This is a genomic window from Flaviflexus sp., assembly GCF_052087705.1.
GTDB classification, from domain to species: domain Bacteria; phylum Actinomycetota; class Actinomycetes; order Actinomycetales; family Actinomycetaceae; genus Flaviflexus; species Flaviflexus ciconiae.
On sequence record NZ_JBQCYC010000004.1, the window covers coordinates 93381 to 116282 of the forward strand.

Consider the following 22902-nt stretch of genomic DNA (forward strand, 5'->3'; position numbering starts at 1 on the left):
ACGGACGATGACGTACGTGACCAAGTATCCCCGACTCTCCCGAAATTGCCACAATCAAACGTGACGTATCCCGCCACTCCCTAATTGACAACGATTCTCACTTGTCCGAGAATGGTTCTCATGAAGAGATTGAAGCCCGCAGTGGCGGTCCTTGGCAGTACGGCACTGATCCTCGCAGCCTGCTCATCGGAAACTGGCGACGAAACGAGCTCCGACGGCATCCAGGTCACCACCTCGATCTACCCCCTCGAGTATGTTGCGGAAGAAGTGGGGGGAGACCACGTCTCGGTCACCTCGCTCACTCCCCCGGGCTCCGATGATCACAGCCTGGAGCTCTCACCCCGCCAGGTCAACAATCTCTCGAACGTCGACCTCGTCGTGACCCTGTCCGGATATCAAGCAGCCATGGATGATGCCCTCGGCGCCGCCGAGGTCAGCCGAGTCATCGACGCTGCCGACCACATCGAGCTGATCGAAGACATCGACCACTCCGGTCACGATCACTCAGGCGACGTAGCCGAGGAACAGGAAGCCTCCCAGGACGCACATGACGCGGCGTCCGAGGAAGCAGAAGCGCATGAGGATCACGATCACGCCGACGAGGAAGATCACGAAGGACACGACCACTCCGAGGAAGGTAGCTCGGACGATGTCAACCCGACGGAAGACGATCATTCAGACCACGATCACGCAAACGAGGACACGACCACCGAGGACGACCACTCCGATCACGACCACGAGTCCGAAGTAACGGACGATGCTGCCGCGGCGCAGGAATCCCTCCAGGACGCACACGACGCTGCGTCCGAGGAAGCGGAAGAGCATTCGCACGACGGACACGACCACTCGGGCCCTGATCCGCACTTCTGGCTTGACCCGACTCAGCTGGCTCTGCTGGCGGAGCCCGTCGCTGAGCAGCTTGCCGAGATTGATCCCGATAACGCTGACGAATACCGCGCTAACGCCGAGCAGCTGATTGCGGATATGGAGGCACTGGATGGCGATTTCCACGAGGGGCTGGCGCAGTGCGAGAGCGACACCTTTGTCGTTTCCCACGAGGCCTTCGGATACCTTGCTAATGCTTACGACCTGGACCAGCAGGGAATTGCCGGTCTCGAGATTGACACCGAACCTTCGCCGCGTCGTGTCGCTGAGGTCACGGCGCTGATCGAAGAAGCGGGAGTATCATTGATCTTCGCAACCTCTGAGGCCGAAATGTCCGTGACGGGCGCTTTGGCGGAGGAAGCGGGAGTGGACGTCGACATTCTGGATGCCGGGGCCACCCAACTCGATGAAAACGTTGACTACGAGGCTCTCATGCGAACCAACCTAGACAAGCTCCAAAACGCACTGGACTGCCGTTGACGGCGGTAGAACTTGAAAGCGTTGGAGTCAGACTCGGCTCCTCCCAGATCCTGACCGATATCAGTCTTGACGTTCCCGAGGGTTCCACCCTCGGGATTCTGGGGCCTAACGGCGCCGGCAAATCCACTCTGGTTCGAGCAATGCTCGGTATCTTTCCGCACACCGGCACCATCCGGCTCCTCGGTCAGGAACTGCCGGGCCGCTCGCTCGACTGGGAGTCGATCGGCTACGCACCCCAGCGCGTCACCTCCACCGCGGGCGTTCCAGCAACCGCTCTCGAAGTTGTCTCCTCCGGCTTGCTATACGGCAACTCTTTCCGGCACGGTAAGGACGCCAAGGAAAAGGCAATGGATTCCCTCGAACGTGTGGGCCTTGCCCACCGCGCTCATGAGTCCGTCCAAACGTTCTCCGGCGGGCAGCAGCAGCGCGTCGTGCTCGCCCGCTCCCTCGTCCGGAACCCTTCCCTTCTTTTCCTCGACGAACCGTTCTCCGGTGTCGACAAGAGATCCCGGGAGCTCATTACGCAGACTCTGACGGAGAAGCGCGACCAGGGCCTCACCATCGTTGTTGTCTTGCACGAACTGCAGGACCTTAAGCCGCTCATTGACGCCACGGTCGTTATCGAACACGGCAGGGTCGCGCACTTTGGTCCCGCTCCTCGGGTCGCAGAGGGCCACGATCATCCGGACCACGACCATGACCACGAGCACGGCGATGACTACCTGCCGTTCCGTACACCCGACTTGGAGGGCGGCCTGTGATCGACATACTGAGTGAAATGTGGGGAAGCGGGCTACTGCGCCGCGCGCTCATCACCGCCGCAATCGTGGGTGTCTCCGCTCCCGTCATGGGCACCTATCTTGTCCAGCGCAGGCTCACCCTTCTCGGTGACGGAATTGGGCACATGGCCCTAACCGGCGTCGCCGCCGGATGGCTCGCCGCTTCCGCGGCGGGAGCCACTCAGCAGGATCAGTGGGCAGTTCCCGGAGCCATCTTTGCTTCCGTACTCGGAGCACTCCTCATCGAATATCTCCGCGACCGTGGCAAGGCCTCCGGAGACGTGGCCCTCGCGCTCCTGTTCTACGGCGGCATTGCTGGCGGCGTTCTCCTCATCGGGATCGCCGGTGGCACCACCAACAATCTCAACGCCTACCTGTTCGGTTCGATCTCCACAGTCACCCCACTCGACATGTGGCTATCGGTTTTCCTCGCCGTCATCATCTTTATTGTTGGCATCGGGCTACGCCCCGCGCTGTTTGCCCTGTGCCACGACGAAGAGTTCGCGAAAGCAACTGGACTGCCCGTACGGGTCCTATCTGTCCTGATCTCCGTGACCGCAGCCCTCACCATTGCTATCGCCATGCGTGTCGTTGGTGTTCTCATGGTGTCCGCCCTCATGGTTATCCCAGTCGCCACCGCACAGCTCGTCACGCGATCATTCATCTCGACCATGAGGATGGCAATGATTATCGGCCTCGTCGTCGCCGAGGCCGGTCTCATCATTACGTACGTTTACGACATTTCACCGGGCGCCATGATCGTCATGCTGGCTGTGGGTCTCTACGCACTCCTCTCGATTGTGCGCCCCCTCCTAGTAAGATCGCAGGAGAAAGATCCCCATCCAAACATGGATGACAGTCTGAGAGGTGAAGAGTGTCGAACGGAGTAGGGCAGCCCGCCAGGAGGTCCACGCGCGCGCGATCGCTGATTTGGCAGGTGCTGGAATCAACCGATCGGTTCCTGTCCGCCCAGGCCCTGCACGAGGTCCTGTCCGATCGCGGTGAAGACGTCGGGCTAGCCACCGTCTACCGGGCACTACAAATGTTTGCCGACGACGGCGACGTTGACTGCCTGCGCGACTCCGATGGAGAGATGCTTTACCGCAAGTGCCTTCACGACGCCCACCACCACCATCTGATCTGCCGCAGGTGCGGCAAGACCCGAGAGGTTGAGGGAGCGGGGATTGAAACCTGGGCCGATGAGGTAGCCAATCATCACGGCTTTTCCAACGTCACCCACACGTTCGAGCTATACGGCGTGTGCGGCGAATGCCAGGCAGCAAACTGATGGGAGACTTTCTCGACAGCGGCCCGTTGATCTGGGTTTTCCTCTTCCTGCTGTTCGTCGTGTTCTGCCGCGCCCAGGCCACGTATTGGCTCGGGTATTTCATAGCCTCCAAGCTCACAAGCAATGTCCCGCAAGACGGGTGGCGCAGGAAGCTCTACAACTGGTCCGAAAGCGATGCCGTTATCAACGGTATCGGCACACTCCACCGCAGAGGCTGGATTATCATCCCTCTGTCGTTCCTCACCGTCGGATTCCAGACCATCATCCAGCTTGCAGCCGGCCTCACCCGCATGGCTCCCCCAAAGTACACCCTCGCCATGTTCCCCGGCTGTATTGCCTGGGCGATCATCTACTCGACCATCGGTTTCTCCGTCTGGAACGCGCTGCTCGCCACATTCGCTGGTTCCCCCGCCGGAGTCGCCACCCTTATCGGTCTCATCATCCTTATCATCGTCCTCGTTTGGCTCCGCAAGAGAGCCCAGGAGAAACTCATCAATGAATGACGTACCAGTAAAGCTTCCCATCAGGCTCGGCCAGTTCCTCAAGCTCGCTAACCTCGCCGAGTCCGGTGCCCACGCCCGTGAACTCGTAGAGAACGGCGACGTTCTTCTCAACGGCGCCCCCTGCACCCAGCGCGGCAAGCAGCTGACCGAAGGCGACAAGGTCTCCGCACACGGCGAGACGATAACCGTCGTAGCGGAATAGTCCACGACCGAACTGCACGATCTGGTCGCTCCGATAACTGCTTCATCCGAGCGTCCAGAGCCAACCGATACCCACCGTCCTAAGCCAGCAGGCACCGCAGGCCCATCGGCTCGGCGGCCGGGCGGCATGAGTATCCCACCCTCGGCTACAGAGGGATAAAGGCCGCGATCCGCGATGCTGGGCAGTGACACAAGCACCTGAATAGGTCTCGTTTCAGCTTTTTCGAGGCGCGCTTACGCCCGACAAATTCCTATCATTCCAGGCGTCCCCCAACCTCATTAACCAACTGTTCATCTGGACAATATGCGCGTGCAGTTTCGCTCCCCCACCATTTGCGCAACACTTGAGAAATGACCTCCCAGCGTCCACCGACGGACACCACCTCTGCAGTTCACATCAGTTCGCTCACCAAGCACTTCAAGAAGGGCGCGGTGAAAGCTGTCAACGGAATCGATCTCACGATCCAATCGGGTGAGATCGTGGCCCTCCTCGGACCGAATGGAGCCGGGAAAACCACAACACTCGACATGGTCCTCGGGCTCACGACCCCCACCTCAGGGAACGTTCTCATTGGTGGTCTTCAGCCCAAGGACGCAATCGACAAAGGCATGATCTCCGCTGTCCTCCAAACCGGAGGCCTGCTCCACGATCTCAAGGTTGGCGAGGTTATCGACTATGTTGCCTCGAACTACCGCACCCCGACCCTGGGACGGGAGGCCCTGGAACGGGCCGGGATCGCACATCTAGCCGACCGGAAGATCTCCCTGTGCTCCGGCGGCGAGCAGCAGCGCGTCAAGTTCGCGCTCTCCCTCCTACCCAATCCCAAAATGTTGGTCCTCGACGAGCCGACGGCTGGCATGGATGTGAGCGCCCGCAGGTCGTTCTGGGAGAACATGCAGTCGGAGGCGCGCGAGGGCCGCACGGTCGTGTTCGCCACCCACTACCTGGAAGAAGCCCAGTCGTTCGCACAGCGGGTTGTCCTCATGTCGAAGGGCCAGATTGTCGCGGACGGCCCCATGGCCGAGATCAGGCACCACACAAACATCCGTCTGGTCAGCGCCCACGTTGAAAGCGAAACAGCGGTCAGGGACGAACTGTCGCGCACACTCCCGGATCTGCAGTTCACCATCCACGGCGGCTTGCTCGAAGCAAAAACCACCGAGAGCGACAATCTTGCTCGTCACCTACTGTCACTGGACGGCGTGCAAGATCTCGAGATCTCTGCTCCGTCGCTCGAAGAAGCATTCGTTGACCTCACCGAGGAGGGGATGGCCGAATGAACTGGACCATGTACCGCATTGAATTCAAGCGGATCCTCCGCGACCCCGCATCCCTCTTCTTCATCGTGGCCCTGCCGGCATTTATGTTCATCATCTTCGGTTCCACCATGGAATGGGCCGAACTCCGGGTCGGCAACGGCAACATCGCCATGTCCACCATGATCGCCATGAGTGCCTATGGCGCCGCCACCGCGACATCCTCGGTGTCGGGTATGGCGGCGGTGGAAAAGACTCAGGGCTGGGGCAGGCAGCTTGCCCTCACCCCCATGAAGCAGGCCTCCTATGTCGGCGTCAAGACTCTGCTTGCCATGACGATTGCGGCCATCCCCATCGGCATCATCTACCTGCTCGGCTTCTTCCTGAAGTCGGAGGCAACGGGGATGACCTGGTTGCTTTCCGCGATCATCCTGGTCATCGGCTCCATGACATTCGCCCTGTATGGACTCGTGTTCGGCCTCTACTTCAAGTCGGAAACAGCCGCCTCAGTTTCCTCCGGCATCCTCGTCATCCTCGCCTTCCTCGGCAACCTCTTCGTTCCCCTGTCCGGCCTTATGCTGACCATCGGTAAGCTCACCCCCATGTACGGATATGCAGCGCTGGCAAGATATCCGCTGTACGAGGGCACGGGCTATGACATGAACGGCAACGAGATCTCCGAGCCGCTCTGGCAGGCTCTGCTGAACTTCGGGATCTGGACCGCTCTCTTCGCAGGTCTGTGCGTCTACCTCGTCAGAAAAGGCACGGCCCGCGTCTAGCCCAGCGGCGCTGAGCCGATCAGTTGAGAAGCGGAGCAGTTGAGAAGCGGATCCGTTAGGTAGCCTCGCAACTCAGGCCGTCACCCACGTGTACGGTCCCGCCCTCACGACCATGCTCGAAGGCTCCGGTGCGAACTATCCGCCGGGGCCTTTCAGCTGACTAGAATCATGCCGACCGTCGAGATAGCGGCAACGAGCGCGGTGGAGAGTCCGCCAAGCAGGACGGGCCGGAAGCCCACCTGCTTGAACTGTGCAAACTTAATGCCTAACCCGAGGGCAAACATTGCCGCGGCAAGGCATAGGGTCTGGAGGAACGAGATCACTGACAGGAAGCCCGTCGGCAGGTCAACCATCGTGGCAACAACCGATGCCGCAATGAATCCTGCGACAAACAAAGGAACAATCGGGGCCCGATGGCCCCGGTCTTCGCGGTTCCTCTCCATCAGCCCGAGAACAGCGATCATCGGTGCAAGCATGAGGACCCTGGCGAGCTTGACGATCACGGCAACGGTGAGCACCCCGCCGCCCATAATTCCACCGACAGCCACCACCTGGGCCACCTCGTGAATTGAGGAGCCCGCGATAAGACCAGCGAGGCGATCATCAAGACCGGCTGCCCCAAGTGCCAGCGGGGCAACGAGAATCATCAGGGTGCCGTAGAGAACGACCAGGGCAATCGCCGTGGCAACCTCAGAGTCCTTCCGCTTAATCGTGGACTCCACACCGGCAACCGCGGCCGCCCCACATACCGAAAACCCGGCACCGATCAGGATCGACTGGGACCGGGTAACACCGAGTCTTTGCCCAATCAGCATCGTTCCAAACAACCCACCGAAAACCACGGCAACAATGACAAGAACAACGCCCCAGCCGAGGGCCACAATGTCGTCGAGGACGATTGAAAAGCCGAGAAGGACAATGCCGGTGCGGAGGATCTTCTTCGCGCTAAAGGCCACCCCATCATCCAGCACCGCGGGTAGCTTCACGAGGTTCGCAGCGATTATCCCAGCGAGGATCGCAATCAGGAGTGCGCTGACCTCGGGGACGAGCCGCTGAACGAGGACGCAGACAAGACCGATGACGAGACAGAATAGGGAACCGGGGAGAACGCGTTTAAGCACGATCATCAGCCTACTCCTGTTAGACGGCTGGAAGCCGGGCCGTCTATCGACGCGGCCCAGTGGCGTTCTTTCGTTCCCGGTACTCGCGGCGCTTGACCGCAAGCATTTCCCTCAGTTCGTCATCCTCCATAACCAGCTTGACCGTCTGGCAGTCCTCCGGGCCCGTCACGAAGGCCTGGCATAGGGTGCAGGGCTCGCCCGGGCGAATCGGACACTGGGGAACGGGTCTGCTCACGCGAGACTCCTAGGCCCGAGAAGGACCGAAAGGTCCGCTGCCAGAGCGGGCCCGGACTGGACATTGAAGGCATTTGATACCTGGACAACGGTCGTCGCCGAACGACCACGAACCCGGATGCGGACGGGAGTGTTACCCGGGTAGTTACCAAGCAGGCCACGCAGCCTGGACATGAGTTCCTTCGTGCACTTCTCCTCTGCGACCGTGATCTCGACGGGTCGATCATCGGCGCCCCGAGTATCAACGGGAAGGATCTCTTGAGCATTGAGCTGGATATCGCCTTCTCGGTTCGAAACCCTCGACTTCACGGCAACCACCGAGTCTTGGACGAGCTGATCGGAGACCTTCTGGTAGGTCGCGGGGAACACGTTGATCGAAATCGATCCCGTCATGTCTTCCAACATGACCTGAGCCCAGAGCTTGCCCGACTTCTTCGACACTCTCGTCTCCACCGAGGTAATAAGGCCGGCGACCGTGACCTGCTCCCCGTCGGCCCGCTCATCGCCTTCAAACATCGAAACAATCGAGGTGGATGCAGCACGCTCAACGGCAGCTTCGAGGCCGGACAGCGGGTGGTCGGAGACGTAGAGTCCCACCATTTCCCGCTCAAAGTTCAGCTTCGTCTTCTTGTCCCATTCGGGGATCTCCGGAACCTCAATGTCGAAGGACATACCGGAGTCCTCGCCGAGGCCGGCGAAAAGATCAAACTGGCCAGCCGCCTCGTTGCGCTTCACAGCCACAACGGCATCGACCGATTCCTCTGCGATCAACGCTAGAGCCTTGCGGTTGTAGCCGAGCTTGTCGAAGCCTCCGGCCTTGATCAGGCAGTCCATCGCGCGCTTGTTGCACACGGGCAGCGGAACCTTGTTGAGGAAGTCCTGGAAGGACGTGTAGGCGCCCTTCTCCTCGCGTGCCGACACGATGCCTTCAACGACGTGAGCACCGACGTTACGGATCGCCGACAGGCCGATACTGATCGAGTCACCAACGGCCGTGAAGTTGGCAGATGAATCGTTGACATCGGGCTGGGTCACCGTTATTCCCATGCGGCGGCACTCGGCCAGGTACAGGGCAAGCTTCTTCTTGTCCGACTTCTGGGAGGTCAGCAGTGCAGCCATGAACTCGACCGGGAAGTGCGCCTTGAGGTAGGCAGTCCAGTAGGAGACGACACCGTAGGCAGCCGAGTGCGACTTGTTGAAGGCGTACTGGGAGAACGGAAGGAGGATGTCCCACAGGACCTTGACGCATTCCTTCGAGTAGCCATTGTTGACCATGCCGGCCTCGAAGTCCGCGAACTGCGCGTTGAGGACGTCCAGCTTCTTCTTACCCATGGCCTTACGCAAAACGTCTGCTTTACCGAGCGTGAAGCCAGCTACCTTCTGAGCGATCTGCATGACCTGCTCCTGGTAGACAATCAGACCGCAAGTCGTGCCCAGGATTTCCTGGAGCGGTTCCTCAAGCTCGGGGTGGATCGGGACGATCTCTTGGAGCCCGTTCTTACGGAGCGCATAGTTCGTGTGGGAGCTCGCACCCATCGGGCCCGGACGGTAGAGAGCCGAAACGGCCGAAATATCTTCGAAGTTGTCGGGTTTCATTTGCTTCAGCAGGGTGCGCATGCCGGCGCCATCGAGCTGGAACACACCGAGCGTCTCGGCCCGGCCCATGAGCTCGTACGTTTCTTTGTCGTCGAGCGGCAGATGGTCGATGTCCGGAGCTTCCTTGCCGTTGTTCCGGATGTTCTCCAGTGCATCCTCAATGACCGTGAGGTTACGAAGACCGAGGAAGTCCATCTTCAGTAGACCGAGTTCCTCGCACTGCGGGTACTCGAATTGAGTGATGACTGCGCCGTCCTGAGGGCGTTGCATGATCGGAATAACGTCTTCGAGGGGCTCCGAAGACATGATGACGGCACAGGCATGTACGCCCCACTGCCTGGTCAAGCCCTCGATACCCTGGGCGAGTTCAAACACCTTCTCGTTGTCGGGTGTCGACTCGATGTGCGCACGGAACTCGCCGGCCTCCGCGTACCGACTTGACTCCTTGTTGTAGACGTCGCCAAGAGGGATCGAGTTGCCCTGCACGTCCGGCGGCATCGCCTTCGTCATCTTCTCGCCAACCTCGAATGGATATCCAAGAACACGTGCCGAGTCCTTCAGCGCCTGCTTCGACTTGATCGTGCCGTAGGTGACGACCTGGGAGACGTTCTCCTTGCCGTACTTATTCTCGACGTAATCGATCACTTCGCCGCGTCGACGCTCGTCAAAGTCAACATCGATATCGGGCATGGAAACACGTTCGGGGTTGAGGAATCGCTCAAACAGGAGACCGTGAGGAATTGGGTCAAGGTCGGTGATCTGAAGAGCGTAGGCAACCATCGAACCGGCACCGGAACCACGGCCGGGACCCACACGAATGCCCTGCGACTTCGCCCACTTGATGTAGTCGGAGACGACCAGGAAGTAACCCGGGAATCCCATCTGATTAATGACGCTAACCTCGTAGTCGGCGCGCTTGCGGACCTCCTCCGGGATGGTCTCGCCGAAGCGTTCGTGCAGGCCGTTCTCGACTTCCTTGACGAACCAGGAGGTCGGATCCTCACCCGGAGGTGTTGGGAATTCCGGCATGTAGTTCGCGCCCTGATCGGCGGTCACGAACTCCATCTCCGCCCGCTCCGCAATGAGCATGGTGTTGGACAGAGCTCCCGGGATGTCGCCGAACAGTCTCTCCATGTCTGCCGTCGAACGGAGGTAATAACCGTGGCCGTCGAACTGGAAGCGGTCCGGATCATTGAGTGTTGAGCCAGAGTTGATGCAGAGCATCGCATCCTGGATCTTCGCGTCGTCCTCGTTCACGTAGTGAGAGTCGTTAGTCGCGATGATCGGGGCATCAATAGCCTTCGCGAGCTCAAGAAGCTCGTTCCTGACGCGGCGTTCGATCTCGTTGTCGTGGTCCATGATTTCGACAAAGTAGTTCTCCTTGCCAAAAATGTCCTGCATCTCCCCCGCGGACCGAATCGCTTCGTCCCACTGGCCGAGCCGCAACCGCACCTGGACCTCACCAGATGGACATCCTGCCGTGCCGATAAGTCCCTCGGAGTATGTTTCGAGCAGTTCCCGGTCAATCCGGGGCCACTTGCCCATCTGCCCCTCCAGGGAGGCCTTCGAGCCCATGCGGAACAGGTTGTGCATGCCCTTCGTCGAGTGGGCCAGGAGGGTCATGTGGGTGTACGCGCCCGATGCTGAGACATCATCGGCCTTCTGCTCCGGAGTACCCCAGCGGACTCGTTCCTTCGAGTGACGGGAGATGCCCGGGGTCATGTACGCCTCAAGCCCAATAATTGGCTTGATGCCGGCGGACTTGGCCGTGCGGTAAAAGTCGTATGCGCCGAACAGGTAACCGTGGTCGGTGATTGCGAGGGCCTTTTGGCCATTTTCGACGGCCGCGTTGACCAGCTTCTTGATCTTCGCCGCCCCGTCCAGCATTGAGTATTCGGTATGGACGTGCAGGTGAGCGAAGTCTTCATTAGCGATGGCCATGTTCCTAGTCTAGGAGCCCGGGCGGACAAAGTGGAGTCAGCAAACACCACAATGGCCCGCCGCACACTTCGGGCTGGGAAGGCCTTCATGCCAAAAACCCCGGGGCATGAAATCGTCGTCAGCCGTGCTCATGCCGCGTGTCCGGGAGCTCCATTGGCAACAAGAAGCCGTCGTAAGAACTTGCTCAGTATGAACGGAATTGACCGCTTGGTCCGGATGTCCGGGGCTCTTGGGAGCGCTGTTGGGAACCAAGACCCGGCATTCTTAACGGACGATCGCTCTGCTTAACGGGCGATTATTTTTCTCATATCTCGATGCCAGATTCCAGCATCCAAATATCTGCGATCATCAATGATCTCGTACCCGAGCCTGCCGTAGAAGCCTTGGGCGCTGTCCTGTGCCGACAGGTCGATGGTGAGCTTGCCGTCCGCCGAGTACTCTTCGGCGGCGATGCGTTCCAGCTCAGACATGAGAATCCTGCCAAGCCCGGACCCCCGAGTACGCTTCGCTACGCAGATTCGGCCCAGGTGAACCCGGCCCGGTCCGTCCAGCAGGATCCTACCCGTGGCCGTGGGGCCCTCCTCGTCAGCGGCGAGGACATGAATTGTGGTGGGTACCTGGTCGAGGTCGTCGAGCTCTTCAGAGACCGGCACGTTCTGTTCGTCAACAAAGATATCCTTGCGGAGTTGCCAGGCAGCATCCAGCTCTTCCTGGGTCTCAATTCGTTTGATCACCACAGGTCCCCTTCCCGGAGAATGTCGAGAGCATTCTGAAGGTCTTCAGGATAGTCGGAGTGGTACGAGACGGCCTTGCCGCTACCCGGATGTTCAAACGACAGTGAGACCGCATGGAGCCACTGACGGTCCAAACCAATTTTTTCGGACAGGGTCGGATCGGAACCGTAGAGCGGATCACCAACCGCCGGATGATGGACCGCGGACATGTGCACGCGGATCTGGTGGGTTCTTCCGGTCTCCAGATCGATCTCGAGCAGGCTCGCACCCGCCATTGTTTCGATCGTCTCGTAGTGGGTGATCGAGGGGCGCCCACCGGACACCACCCCCATCTTCCACGAATGCCGGGTGTCTCGAGCAATTGGTGCGTCGATCGTGCCCTTCTGCGGGAACGGGTGCCCCTGCACGAGGCAGTGGTAGGTTTTCGTGACCGTGCGTTCCTTGAATGCCCGCTTGAGTGTCGTGTAGGCCCTCTCGGACTTGGCGACGACCATGAGCCCGGATGTACCAACGTCGAGGCGGTGCACGATGCCCTGGCGTTCCGCAGGGCCGTAGGAGGTAATGCTTACTCCGGCTGCTCGCAGGGCGCCCACAACGTTGGGGCCTTCCCAGCCCACCGAAGGATGTGCCGCAACTCCAGCCGGCTTGTCTACGACAATGATGTCCGCATCTTCGTGGACCACATCCATGTCCACCGGAGTTTCTACCGGTTCCTGCGAAGGCGGATCTGGTAGTTCAACGTCGAGCCGTTCCCCCGCCAACAGTCTCCGGGACCTGCCTACCGGCTTACGGTCCACGGTGGCCTTGCCTTCGTCTACGAGTTCTCCGGCTTTCGTGCGGGACAGTCCCGTGAGCCGAGAAACCCCGACATCAACTCGCTCACCGGCAAGCCCGTCGGGGACGAAGTAGGTGCGGAACTCACTCATGTACGGGCTCCGCCTCCTCGTCCTCCGCCCGTGCCTGCTTGCCTCCAAACGGAACGCCCTTGAGTTCAATGACAATGAGGGCTGCAACTCCCAGGACAAGAGCTACGTCGGCAACGTTCCCAACAAACCAGCCGTTGTAGTTGATGAAGTCAACGACGTGTCCCTGGCCGAAGGACGGGTCCCTGAAGATCCGGTCAATGAAGTTACCCATCGCGCCACCGACAATCACTCCAAGGGTGATCGCCCATGGCTTCGACTTGCATTCCTTCAACACGTACGTGATCACGGCGATGACAACGATCGAAAAGATCGTGAACAGCCACGTATTCCCGGTACCGAAAGAAAAGGCAGCGCCCGGGTTATAGACGAGCGTGAAGCTCAGGAAATCCCCAATGACTGAGATCCGCTGACCATCAGACAGAGCCTGTTCGGCCCAATACTTCGTCGCCTGGTCAACCAGAGTGATGATCAGGCCGAGGGGAAGCGCGAGTTTATACATAACAGGCCGATGGCGGCCCGTAGGCCGCCATCGAATACCAATCTCTTAAAGGTTGCCGGCGCCGGTTTGGCCCGATTCAACGTTCGAAAGGAGCGACTCGAGGTAAGACTTCATGCGCGAACGATAGTCGCGTTCGAAGTCGCGGAGCTCGGCGATCTTCCGTTCAAGAAGTCCCCTCTCCTGCTCAAGCTGCGTGAGGGTCCTGTTGTGCTGGTCCTCCGCTTCCTTGATGATGCGAGCGGACTCGGTGTTCGCCTCGGCGAGGATGCGGTCGCCCTCTTCCTTGCCTTCGTTGACGTACTTGTCATGAAGCTGCTGGGCGAGAGCAAGGACACCGGCTGCGGGGCCGGACAGGTCGCCAGTATCGGCGAATGTCTGGGCGGGGGCAGCGGCAGCGGCGGGCTGCTCAGGTGCGGCGCCAGCGCCAGCCTCGAGCTCTCCGACGCGCGCCTTGGACTGTGCCAGCTCGTCGCGGAGCTTGTCGCGCTCCTCGATCAGGTTCTTGATCGTCTCAGCCACCTCGTCGAGGAAGTCGTCGACCTCGTCCTGGTTGTAGCCAACTTCGCGTTCACGCGGGCGCGTTTCGGTGAATGTCTTGTTAACGACATCCTCTTCCGTGAGCAGCGTCATTTCTTCACCTCATGTGTTCGGTTGGGTAATACTAAACGATATTAAGACTACACCAGGTCTTTTAGGAAAACGGGTCTACAGAGCGATGAGTATTCTCTGGATGATCCACTGGGCAATCGACACTCCAAAGAAGAGGACAAGGAAGCCCATGTCGAGCGCCACGGCCCCCAGCCTCAGCGGCGGAATATACCTACCGAGGAAGCGGAGCGGTGGATCCGTCAGTCGATAGACGAGGTTCGATAGGACGAGAACGAAGCCGGTGGGGCGCCAGTCTCGCGCGAACACCGATACCAGGTCGATGACGACGCGTCCAAAGAGGACAAAGGTGTATAGCCAGAGGGCCCACCAGATAATTGTGAGGAAGAGAGCCATTAACGACCGAGTCGGTTGGTCCCGTCGGAACGGTGCTCTTCCATCCTGACCGAGTGCGGGGTCATGAGAAGCACGTCATCGGAGATCTGGTTCAGCGTTCCACCACGTCCGTAGCAAACGCCAAGGGCAAAGTCAGCGATCCGCTGGCGCGCCGAGTCATCGGCGTTCGCGAGGTTGAGGATCACGGGCAGGTCCTTACGGAACTCGTCAGCGAACGTTGCAACGTCGGCGAAGTTGGTCGGCCAGCAGGTGGCAATACGAGACACCTCTTCGGCGGGGGCCACTGCCCTGATCTTGCTCACGGGCGCTTCTTCCTCGTAGTCGTCGTACTCGTACTCCTCCGAGTCGTAGTACTCCTCTGCTTCGTCGAGCTGCGGTGCTTTCTCCATGAAGCGCTCAAACATTCCCATGACGCTCCCCCTTCCGTAATTGGCATGCCATGTTTAAGGTAAGTCAGTTAGAAATATTTCGGACGTAGGCCGCGCGGAGTGTCGCGATTATGGCAGGACCAGAACCCCCGCAAACCGGCCCGCTTGTCCCTTTTGTCTGCGATGTGAGAAGTACCTGTCATCTTCCATCGTACAAACCCGTTCGTCACGCACTTCGACCCCGTTGCTCCGCAATTGCTCGGCAAGGGCTCCCGGGATATCGATCCCGGCAGTCCCCCACCGCGTTACGCACGAGCTTCCGGGCATAACCTTCTCGGAGTCCTCCGCCATGGCTTCTCCAACCTCGTAGCACTGGCCGCAGATCGCGGGGCCGATTATCGCCTCGATTTGCTCGGCACCCTTAACCCTGAGTGCTTCGACACCGCGGACGCCGATGCCACCGAAGAGACCCGCCCTACCAACGTGCACGACGGCTCCAATAACGGGATCGTTATTGCTTCGCCCAATGAGCAGAAGGGGAACGCAGTCGGCTACCATGACGGCTGCGCCCTGACCGGGCCTCACCAGCAGGCCGTCGGCTACCTGGACATGCGGCTGAGCATCGAGAATCGTTGTGCCGTGCACCTGGCTCATCCAGGCAAGCGGTCCCGTCTGCTCCTGGAGCTCAGCCCGCCACCGGTCAACGTTCTTCGGATCGTCACCAACGTGGTAGCCGAGGTTCCCGGCATACGACTCCGGGGGCGTCCCCGGAACACGCGTGGTGAAGCCGGCGAGCGCCCCCGGGATCGAGAGGAAATCGATGATCAGTCCTCGGAGAAGAGGAAGGACGGAATATCGAGGTCGGAGCGGCCGCGTTCGGGCTGAACCGGCTCGGGACGCCGCGTGGGGGTTGTGGCCGGGGCCGCCGGGGAGACCGGGGCGGACGGCGAGACAAGGTGACCGGGCTCGGTGTCACCGTTGGCAGCGGGAGCGGACTCCGACTGTACGGGCGATTCCGGGACGGCTGCCGGCAACTGGTGACCCTGGGGCTGCGACACGGCGCCCGGGATGCGGCCCTCGAGGATGTGGTCCTCTGCCTCATCGAAGCCTGCGGCAATGACTGTCACGTTGACGACGTCGCCAAGGGAGTCCTCGATGATCTGTCCCACGATGATGTTCGCGTTCGGGTCAACCGATTCCTTGACGAGCTGCGAGGCGCTTGCCAGCTCTCGCATCGTGAAGTCGGCACCTGCCTGGAATGACAGGAGGACGCCGTGGGCACCGTCAATACGTGCTTCGAGAAGCGGGGAGGAAATAGCGTTCTCCGTTGCCCTCATGGCGCGGTCCTCACCGGAGGCGGAGCCGATGCCCATGATGGCCGTACCGGCATCCTTCATGACGGCCTTGACGTCTGCGAAGTCGAGGTTCACGAGGCCGGGGATCGTGATGAGGTCGGAAATTCCCTTGACACCCGAGCGGAGCACCTCGTCTGCCATATGGTAAGCCTCGATGATCGACGGCTCTGTTTCGGCGATCTCCAGGAGGCGATCATTCGGGATAACGATAAGGGTGTCGACAGCGGAGCGGAGCTCCTTGATACCCTCGGCTGCCTTGGAGGCGCGCTGGCGGCCCTCAAAGTCGAATGGGCGGGTTACCACGCCAACGGTCAGTGCACCGAGCTCGCGAGCTACCTTGGCGACGATCGGGGCCGCACCGGTTCCCGTGCCACCGCCCTCGCCTGCGGTGACGAACACCATGTCGGCACCTTCGAGGGCTGCACGGATGATGTCGATGTTTTCCTCGGCCGACTTGCGGCCAATCGACGGGTCGGCACCCGCACCGAGACCGTTGGAAACGGAACGACCGATGTCGAGCTTCGTCTCGGCCTCCGACTTGACGAGCGACTGGCCGTCAGTATTGACGGCAATGAACTCGACCCCGGAGACGCCGTCCTGGATCATTCGATCGACGGCGTTTACTCCTGCACCGCCAACCCCAATGACCTTGATGTTTGCTGCATTGTTGATTGTTGACATGTTTCCTCCGGGACCTCAAGTTGTGGTTGAGGTTTCTTGGCTCCAACCTCGCGCATAAGTTACGGACCTTCAGGGCCGCGATCAACTACCGACGCGCCGCGTGTCGAAACTCGTCGCAAGTCACTTTCCGGCGTGGATCATTACCGGCAGGAAAAGACCGGGGACGCCCCACGCGGATCAGTAGGTGATGGGTGCGTCCGGGCTCGTCACGTCGTAGGTTCCGGCAGATTGTTCGAGAAGAACCGCGATGATGCGAGCCTTCTTCTCGTTCTGCTCGGAAGACCCCCACTTCACGAGCCCCTCATCCAGCTGGAATTCGATGAGGCCGCTGTCGGACACCGATGCGGTCTGCACCCGTGCACGTACATCCTCGGGAAGCGTCGATACTGCGTCGATCAGTCCGGTGAGTTGCGCCTGTGCGCGATCGGAATCGACATTCATCGTGATCTTCGGCAGGCTGTCCCGCTGTTCCTGGGTTAGCGCAATCTGGGTCGCGTCGTCGGAAATGCCCACGCAACTATCGGAGGTGCCAACGCAGGCGATTGGTTCCCGAGCATCAATCGTGACAGCCATTCCATTCGGGAAGCTCGTTGTCACCGTTGCATCAAGAACCTCGGGGAGGTCCTCCAGTGCAGACTCGATCTCTCCCCCCGGCATGCGCAACACCGGCTTACCGACCGCGGTCTCCGCGATCTGCCGGACCTCCGTCTCGTCAACAATGCCAACCGGATCGTCGATCGCGACCTCGATGGACTCAGAGTCGACCGTGAACAGGGAGGAGAAGAACAGCGCCCACACCACGCCCGCGACAATGGCGATACCGGTGAGGAGCGCGAGGCTTCGCAGGAGCAGCTTCTTGCGGCGCGCCTTCCTCTTGGTCTCGATCTTCGAGCTCAACGGATACGGATCGGAAGACTTCTTCCGGTGCTCGTGCAGCGGGATCTCGGGGGCCGCCGATTCCGTCCGCTTGCGCCGCGGCCTCGTCGGAAGGCTTCGAGCCGGCGTGCCCGGATGCGTTTCGATCGGCTGATCCGCCGCTTCCGCCTCGCGGCGCGGCTTACCAGCATTGGCGGACCTCGTCGTTTTGGCTCGTGGGGTCTTTGATTTTTGGGGTGCCGGATCCTTGCGAGGTGCCTGCCGCTCCTCGCGGACGGGGCCCGGACGCTGGTGGGTAACCGGGCGGGGTTTCTTCGGGGGCCTCACAGGGCTTCCAGGATCTCCGTGGCCAGCGAGGTGACGCTGCCCGCACCCATGGTCATGATGAGGTCGCCGGGCTCGGCGAGGCGAGCGACCTCGCGGGCCGCTTCGTGCATGTCGGCCACGAACTGGCCGCGCACCATTTTGTCGGCAATAAGGTGGCCGTCAATGCCGGGAACGGGCTCTTCACGGGCACCGAACACGCCTGTGACAACCACGGCGTCTGCCAAGTCAAGCGAGCGCGCGAACGCTGCGGAGAACTCTTTGGTTCTGGAGTACAGGTGCGGCTGGAAGAGCACGACGATTCGGCCCTCGGTTTCCTCCGCCGCGGCCCTAATTGTTGCGGCAACCTCAGTCGGGTGGTGCGCGTAGTCGTCGTAAACGACAATGTCGCGAACGGTGCCACGCTTCTCGAAGCGCCGACCGGTTCCCGTGAACCTGCCGAGTGCCCGTGCCATCCGGTCCGCTTCAACACCGAGTTCAATGCCCGCAGCCCACGCGCCGGCTGCGTTCAGTAGCATGTGGTCGCCTGGAACGGCAAGGTCCAGGGTGGCACTCACGGAGGGCCCTCGAGCGGTGATGAGCGTGACCCGGCCCTGCCCGGGGCCGGTGATCTCCAGTGACACGTGGGCTTCGGTTCCCGGAACCCGAGCGCCCGTTCCGTAGGACCAGCGCCTGCCCTCGGCAGAGTGCAGAAGGCGTGCCGACCCAACATCGTCGGCACAGCCGATGAGAAGCCCGCCCTTCACACGGCACTTGGCAAACTCGACAAAGGATTCCTCGAATGCTTCGGCGCTGCCGTGGTGGTCAAGGTGATCGGGCTCAACGTTCGTGACGATTGCAATCGCCGGGGTGTAGTTCAGGAAGGACCCATCGGACTCATCGGCCTCCGCGATGAAGACTTCCCCGGCCCCCAGATATGCGCCGGAGGCGCCCCCGGGCAGGGTCGACCCGACCGCGTAGGACGGGTCCAAACCCGCCTCCCGCAGGGCAACGGCCAGCATTCCAGACGTTGTCGTCTTCCCATGCGCACCGGCAACGGCAACAAAGTCGAGCCCGGTTGCCGCCAGCGCGAGCGCCTCGGAGCGGTGAAGTATCCGCTGGCCGCGCTGACGCGCCACCGCATACTCCGGGTTGTCATCCTTAATTGCAGAGGACACGACAACGGCAGCATCGGGGTCGACGTGCTCGGCGTCGTGACCGACGTGGATCGCAATGCCGAGAGAGGCAAGCCGCCTCGTGTTGTCAGACTCGGCCCGATCGGAGCCCACAACTTCCTGACCGCGAGCAGCGAGGAGCTCCGCGACGGCCACCATGCCGGCGCCGCCAATACCGATGAGATGGAATTTCACAGGGACTCCTCAACAAGATCGGCGACGGCACTCGCCCCGTTGCCCACCCCGGACGCCAGGAGGATCTCCCTGCGCCGACGAAGTTCGGCGGTGTCGAGCAGGGGAACGATTGCGGAACGTACCGCCTCGGGACTGAACTCGTCATTGGAAATATGAGTGAAAGCGCCAGAGTCGATCGCGGACTTGGCGTTGAGGTACTGCTCCCCGTTGCCGATCGGCAAGGGGACAACGACGGCGGGAATACCGAGCGCAGCAAGCTCCGCCACCATGCCTGCACCGGCACGTGTCACCACAAGGTCCGCAATCGCGTATGCCTCTTCCATGTCCGACACATACTCGACGAGTCGGTAGCGCTCACCTTCTGTGCCATCGGCGATATCGGTGAGCTTGCCCTTGCCTGTGACGTGCAGGACCTGGGCGTGGGAGTTGATGACGTTACCGGCCTGGGAGAAGACGGTATTGATGCGCTGTGCACCGGAAGACCCACCCGTGACGAGGACAATCGACTCATCGGGGTTAAGGCCGAAGCGGGCCGCCGCGACTTCCCTGCGGAAGCGCGCCCGCTTCTCATCGCGCAGGTCATCCGCAAGCTTGCTGATCTCCGCCCGCAAGGGCAGGCCGGTCACCCGGGTCATCCCGTTCTTGGCTTTCAGGGGGGTCTGCTCAAAGGTGAGGGCCACTCCCTTCGCCCATCGGGCACCCAGCTTATTTGCGATCCCTGGCCGGGCGTTCTGTTCCTGAACGATCACGGGGACATTTTCTTGCCTCGCAGCCAGGTAGGCCGGTGCCGAAACGTAGCCACCGAACCCGAGAACAGCATCGATACTTCGGTCTCTCAGGACACCGCGAAGGTCATCGACGGCTCCCTTGAGCCGGCCCGGCAGGCGGAAAAGATCGCCAGAAGGCTTGCGCGGGAGCGGGATGCGAGCAATGGGATAGAGTTCAAGGCCCGCGGCTGGTACTAGTTCCGCTTCGAGGCCGGTCCTGGTCCCCACTGCGAGAACCTCGTGGCCCCGCCGGGCTAGCTGGTCGGCCGTGGCAAGCATGGGATTGACGTGGCCAGCGGTTCCGCCGGCGGCTGCGAGGACTTTCACGGTGTGCTCCTCAGGGACGCTGTTGACTGGAAGGTACCGCGGGGCAGGCGGAACGACTTCGCCACACCCGGCTGGCGTAGAGCCAGGGACAGGACAACGCCGATCGCCAGCAGACACGCGATCAGGGACGACCCACCCTGGGAAATAAACGGAAGTGGCACGCCGAACACCGGCAGGACTCCCGTCACGACCATCATATTGAGGATCGCCTGACCCACGAGCCAAATCGCAATCATGGCGACAAACAGGCGCACCCACATTTCCTTGTGGTAGGCGACAATCTGGACGAGGCCGTAGCCGAGAACGAGGAAGAGCAGGATCACGGCGAGGCAACCAAACAGGCCAAGTTCCTCACCGATCACCGCGAAGATGAAGTCATTGTGCGCTTCGGGAAGGTAGTTCCACTTCTCTCTGGAAGCACCGAGTCCCACTCCCCCGATGCCACCGGTTCCAAACGCCCACATCGCGTACTCCGACTGGGTCGGATCGTAAATGTCGGGAGTGATGAACAGATTCTCGAAGTAGTCGAGCACGCGATTGAGACGGGACGCCTCCACCGCGATAAGCAGTACCGCCACGATTCCCACCACGACGGCGAGAACCGCAACCCATTTGAAGGGGATCCCGGCCAGCCAGAAGCAGAGCCCAATCATGAGAACAAAGATGATGGCGGTGCCGACGTCCCTACCGGCAAGAACTCCGCCGAGTGCCGCAACGGCACCAATTCCAGCGGGAACGGCAACGAGCCGAGGGTTCTTCATTTCTTCGCGGGTTTTCCTGCCAATAATGACGGCGAGCCAGAGCGCAACCGCGAGCTTCAGGAACTCCGACGGCTGGACCGTGATACCGCCCAGGTTCACCCAGTTGCTGTTACCGCGCGACGTATGAGCAAGCGGTGTAAGCACCAGGGACTGCAGTCCGAGGGCCGCGATAAAGATTGGCCAGGCTGCCCATTTGTAAACGGACGGCGGTATTGCCGCGGCAATCGGCATGAGAACAAGACCGATGATGCCGAAGGTTAGCTGCCGGGACGCATCCGCGAAACGGGCACTCGGATTGTCGTAGACAACCGCCTGGGAGATCGACGTGACCGAGGTGGCGGAGAAGACCATGACGATGCCGAGCACGGTCAGGATCAGCGTTGCCGAAACAACGAGAACAATGGCGTGCCGGATGACGTCCCTCGCCCGCTCATCCTTCGCGGTGAGTGTGACGTTCATGGGCTACTCCAAAACTGCGCGGGCGAACTGCTGGCCCCGATCGGCATACGACGTGAACTGATCCCAGGAGGCACATGCTGGTGCAAGCATGACAACTGCCGCCTGGCCGGCATGCCGCCGTGCGGCCTCGACAGCATCCGACATGACTTTATCGGAGGAAGGCGGGATGACGGTGACGGGCACGCCCGGGGCCTGCGACTTCAGTGCCTCAACAACCGGCTGCTGGTCCGTTCCGATGACAACAGCGCCCTTCAGTTTCGATGCCACGTCGGCAACAAGCGAGTCGAGCCGCGCGCCCTTCAAAACCCCACCAACAATCCACACGACAGACCGATCGGCTTGGGCCCAAATGGAGGCGCGTGCGGCGTGGGCGTTGGTCGCCTTCGAATCGTCGATCCACGTAATTCCATCATGCACGGCCACGGTCTCAATCCGGTGCCCTCCAAGACTGAACGAAACAAGCGCGCGCTGGACGGACTCGGGGGCTGCTCCGGCCGCCCGAACCAGCCCCGCCGCCATCATTGCGTCCTGGACAAGATGAACGGGGACGCCGCCGTGGGACAGGTGCTGAAGGTCGGAAACACGGAACAGCTCATTGGCGGAATGGAAACGCTCCGGGCCGAAGGCGCGCTCGGCCACGATGTCCTCGACCAAACCGATCTGACCGGGTGCGGGCACTCCCATGGTGAGCCCAATAGCTCGGGCCCCTTCGATAACGTCGGCATCTTCGACCATCGCCGACACAACCGGATCGGCGGTCGGGTACAGGCAGGCAACGCGAGTGTTTTCGTATACGCGGGCCTTGGCAGCTCGGTAAGCCTCGCGGGAGCCATGCCAGTCAAGATGATCATCGGCGATGTTCAAGCAGCCCGCGGCTAGCGGAGACATCGAATGCGTAGAGTGGAGCTGAAAAGATGACAGTTCGAGGGCGATGAGATTGGGGCCCTCCTCGTCCGTCACGGACGTGATGAGCGGATCGCCAACGTTGCCAACGGCGCGAGCATCAAAACCCGCTTCGTTCGCCATTGCCGCCGTCATCTGCACCGTCGTGGTCTTCCCGTTCGTACCGGTGATGGCCAGCCAGGGGGCGGCTTCACCGTTCTCGTCCCGGGACCGCAGATGCCAGGCCAGCTCTATTTCCGACCAGATCGGAATCTTGTAGGCCGTGAGAGCCTCGTAGATGTCACCCACGGCGGGAATCCCAGGAGAGACCACCGCAATATCCGGACGCCATTCAAGGAGCGCCTCGGGAGTGAGGAGCTTGGCCCCGGCATCATCACCCCGGCCGTCCCATTCTGAGACCTCCGCCCCCGTGTGGGCGGCCAGGGCCGCGCTGACGGCGCGGCCGGTTACCCCCATGCCGATGACGGCGATGCGGACGGAATCGAAGTCGGAGTTGCGCGGCACGTG

At 61.0% G+C, this 22902-nt stretch carries 24 protein-coding genes; 8 read left to right on the forward strand and 16 right to left on the reverse strand.

The annotated features are described in order from the left end of the window. Window positions 1–120: 120 nt before the first annotated feature. From ACTHUY_RS03565 to ACTHUY_RS03600, 8 genes are all read left to right on the forward strand, one after another. Entirely contained in the window at window positions 121–1365 is a 1245-nt protein-coding gene (locus ACTHUY_RS03565) for a metal ABC transporter substrate-binding protein (protein WP_441654505.1), read from the forward strand. Beyond that, complete coding sequence (locus ACTHUY_RS03570) at window positions 1362–2126, forward strand: metal ABC transporter ATP-binding protein (protein WP_441654506.1); 765 nt, start codon at window positions 1362–1364, stop codon at window positions 2124–2126. The genes ACTHUY_RS03565 and ACTHUY_RS03570 overlap by 4 nt, the downstream gene beginning before the upstream one ends. Continuing rightward, window positions 2123–3034 carry a metal ABC transporter permease gene (locus ACTHUY_RS03575; RefSeq protein WP_126703054.1) on the forward strand — a complete coding sequence of 304 codons (912 nt, stop codon included), beginning with the start codon at window positions 2123–2125 and terminating at the stop codon, window positions 3032–3034. Before ACTHUY_RS03570 ends, ACTHUY_RS03575 begins: the two co-directional genes overlap by 4 nt. After that, entirely contained in the window at window positions 3019–3432 is a 414-nt protein-coding gene (locus ACTHUY_RS03580) for a Fur family transcriptional regulator (RefSeq protein WP_441654507.1), read from the forward strand. The genes ACTHUY_RS03575 and ACTHUY_RS03580 overlap by 16 nt, the downstream gene beginning before the upstream one ends. Further along, the gene (locus ACTHUY_RS03585; RefSeq protein ID WP_441654508.1) at window positions 3432–3935 is read left to right on the forward strand and encodes a VTT domain-containing protein; all 504 of its coding nucleotides are present in this window, start codon (window positions 3432–3434) and stop codon (window positions 3933–3935) included. The genes ACTHUY_RS03580 and ACTHUY_RS03585 overlap by 1 nt, the downstream gene beginning before the upstream one ends. After that, entirely contained in the window at window positions 3928–4137 is a 210-nt protein-coding gene (locus ACTHUY_RS03590) for an RNA-binding S4 domain-containing protein (RefSeq protein ID WP_126703051.1), read from the forward strand. The genes ACTHUY_RS03585 and ACTHUY_RS03590 overlap by 8 nt, the downstream gene beginning before the upstream one ends. Before the next feature lie 350 nt (window positions 4138–4487). Further along, the gene (locus ACTHUY_RS03595) at window positions 4488–5417 is read left to right on the forward strand and encodes an ABC transporter ATP-binding protein (protein ID WP_441654509.1); all 930 of its coding nucleotides are present in this window, start codon (window positions 4488–4490) and stop codon (window positions 5415–5417) included. Continuing rightward, window positions 5414–6172 carry an ABC transporter permease gene (locus ACTHUY_RS03600; protein WP_126703049.1) on the forward strand — a complete coding sequence of 253 codons (759 nt, stop codon included), beginning with the start codon at window positions 5414–5416 and terminating at the stop codon, window positions 6170–6172. The genes ACTHUY_RS03595 and ACTHUY_RS03600 overlap by 4 nt, the downstream gene beginning before the upstream one ends. A gap of 152 nt (window positions 6173–6324) precedes the next feature. Here ACTHUY_RS03600 and ACTHUY_RS03605 read toward each other — a convergent pair whose 3' ends face one another. The 16 genes from ACTHUY_RS03605 to murD all read right to left on the reverse strand — a co-directional run bounded on the left by ACTHUY_RS03605 (window position 6325) and on the right by murD (window position 22899). Further along, window positions 6325–7299, reverse strand: a complete 975-nt coding sequence (locus tag ACTHUY_RS03605; RefSeq protein ID WP_441654510.1) for a YeiH family protein — start codon at window positions 7297–7299, stop codon at window positions 6325–6327. A 37-nt stretch (window positions 7300–7336) separates the two neighbouring features. After that, window positions 7337–7528, reverse strand: coding sequence for a DUF6767 domain-containing protein (locus tag ACTHUY_RS03610; protein WP_126703047.1), 192 nt, complete (start codon window positions 7526–7528; stop codon window positions 7337–7339). Next, a complete protein-coding gene (gene dnaE / locus ACTHUY_RS03615; protein WP_441654511.1) occupies window positions 7525–11064 on the reverse strand; it encodes a DNA polymerase III subunit alpha in 3540 nt (1179 codons plus the stop codon). Before dnaE ends, ACTHUY_RS03610 begins: the two co-directional genes overlap by 4 nt. A 284-nt stretch (window positions 11065–11348) precedes the next feature. After that, window positions 11349–11798: a GNAT family N-acetyltransferase gene (locus ACTHUY_RS03620; protein ID WP_441654512.1), complete on the reverse strand. Its 450-nt coding sequence runs from the start codon at window positions 11796–11798 to the stop codon at window positions 11349–11351. Next, window positions 11795–12724 carry an RluA family pseudouridine synthase gene (locus ACTHUY_RS03625; protein WP_441654513.1) on the reverse strand — a complete coding sequence of 310 codons (930 nt, stop codon included), beginning with the start codon at window positions 12722–12724 and terminating at the stop codon, window positions 11795–11797. The genes ACTHUY_RS03620 and ACTHUY_RS03625 overlap by 4 nt, the downstream gene beginning before the upstream one ends. Beyond that, window positions 12717–13223, reverse strand: coding sequence for a signal peptidase II (gene lspA / locus ACTHUY_RS03630; RefSeq protein ID WP_126703043.1), 507 nt, complete (start codon window positions 13221–13223; stop codon window positions 12717–12719). The genes ACTHUY_RS03625 and lspA overlap by 8 nt, the downstream gene beginning before the upstream one ends. Before the next feature lie 45 nt (window positions 13224–13268). Beyond that, entirely contained in the window at window positions 13269–13853 is a 585-nt protein-coding gene (locus ACTHUY_RS03635; RefSeq protein WP_441654514.1) for a DivIVA domain-containing protein, read from the reverse strand. 75 nt (window positions 13854–13928) lie between these two features. Further along, the gene (locus ACTHUY_RS03640) at window positions 13929–14225 is read right to left on the reverse strand and encodes a YggT family protein (protein ID WP_441654515.1); all 297 of its coding nucleotides are present in this window, start codon (window positions 14223–14225) and stop codon (window positions 13929–13931) included. Then, complete coding sequence (locus tag ACTHUY_RS03645) at window positions 14225–14635, reverse strand: cell division protein SepF (protein ID WP_126703040.1); 411 nt, start codon at window positions 14633–14635, stop codon at window positions 14225–14227. Before ACTHUY_RS03645 ends, ACTHUY_RS03640 begins: the two co-directional genes overlap by 1 nt. An 87-nt stretch (window positions 14636–14722) precedes the next feature. Then, entirely contained in the window at window positions 14723–15421 is a 699-nt protein-coding gene (locus tag ACTHUY_RS03650) for a polyphenol oxidase family protein (protein WP_441677709.1), read from the reverse strand. After that, entirely contained in the window at window positions 15418–16629 is a 1212-nt protein-coding gene (gene ftsZ, locus ACTHUY_RS03655) for a cell division protein FtsZ (RefSeq protein WP_441675023.1), read from the reverse strand. Before ftsZ ends, ACTHUY_RS03650 begins: the two co-directional genes overlap by 4 nt. Before the next feature lie 177 nt (window positions 16630–16806). Beyond that, window positions 16807–17832, reverse strand: coding sequence for an FtsQ-type POTRA domain-containing protein (locus ACTHUY_RS03660; RefSeq protein WP_441654517.1), 1026 nt, complete (start codon window positions 17830–17832; stop codon window positions 16807–16809). Next, complete coding sequence (murC, locus tag ACTHUY_RS03665; protein WP_441654518.1) at window positions 17829–19178, reverse strand: UDP-N-acetylmuramate--L-alanine ligase; 1350 nt, start codon at window positions 19176–19178, stop codon at window positions 17829–17831. The genes ACTHUY_RS03660 and murC overlap by 4 nt, the downstream gene beginning before the upstream one ends. Next, window positions 19175–20272 (reverse strand): undecaprenyldiphospho-muramoylpentapeptide beta-N-acetylglucosaminyltransferase, encoded by a 1098-nt coding sequence (gene murG, locus ACTHUY_RS03670; RefSeq protein WP_441654519.1) that lies wholly within the window; start codon window positions 20270–20272, stop codon window positions 19175–19177. Before murG ends, murC begins: the two co-directional genes overlap by 4 nt. Further along, window positions 20269–21492: an FtsW/RodA/SpoVE family cell cycle protein gene (locus ACTHUY_RS03675; RefSeq protein WP_126703029.1), complete on the reverse strand. Its 1224-nt coding sequence runs from the start codon at window positions 21490–21492 to the stop codon at window positions 20269–20271. The genes murG and ACTHUY_RS03675 overlap by 4 nt, the downstream gene beginning before the upstream one ends. A gap of 3 nt (window positions 21493–21495) precedes the next feature. After that, a complete protein-coding gene (murD, locus tag ACTHUY_RS03680) occupies window positions 21496–22899 on the reverse strand; it encodes a UDP-N-acetylmuramoyl-L-alanine--D-glutamate ligase (RefSeq protein WP_441654521.1) in 1404 nt (467 codons plus the stop codon). Window positions 22900–22902: the final 3 nt, after the last annotated feature.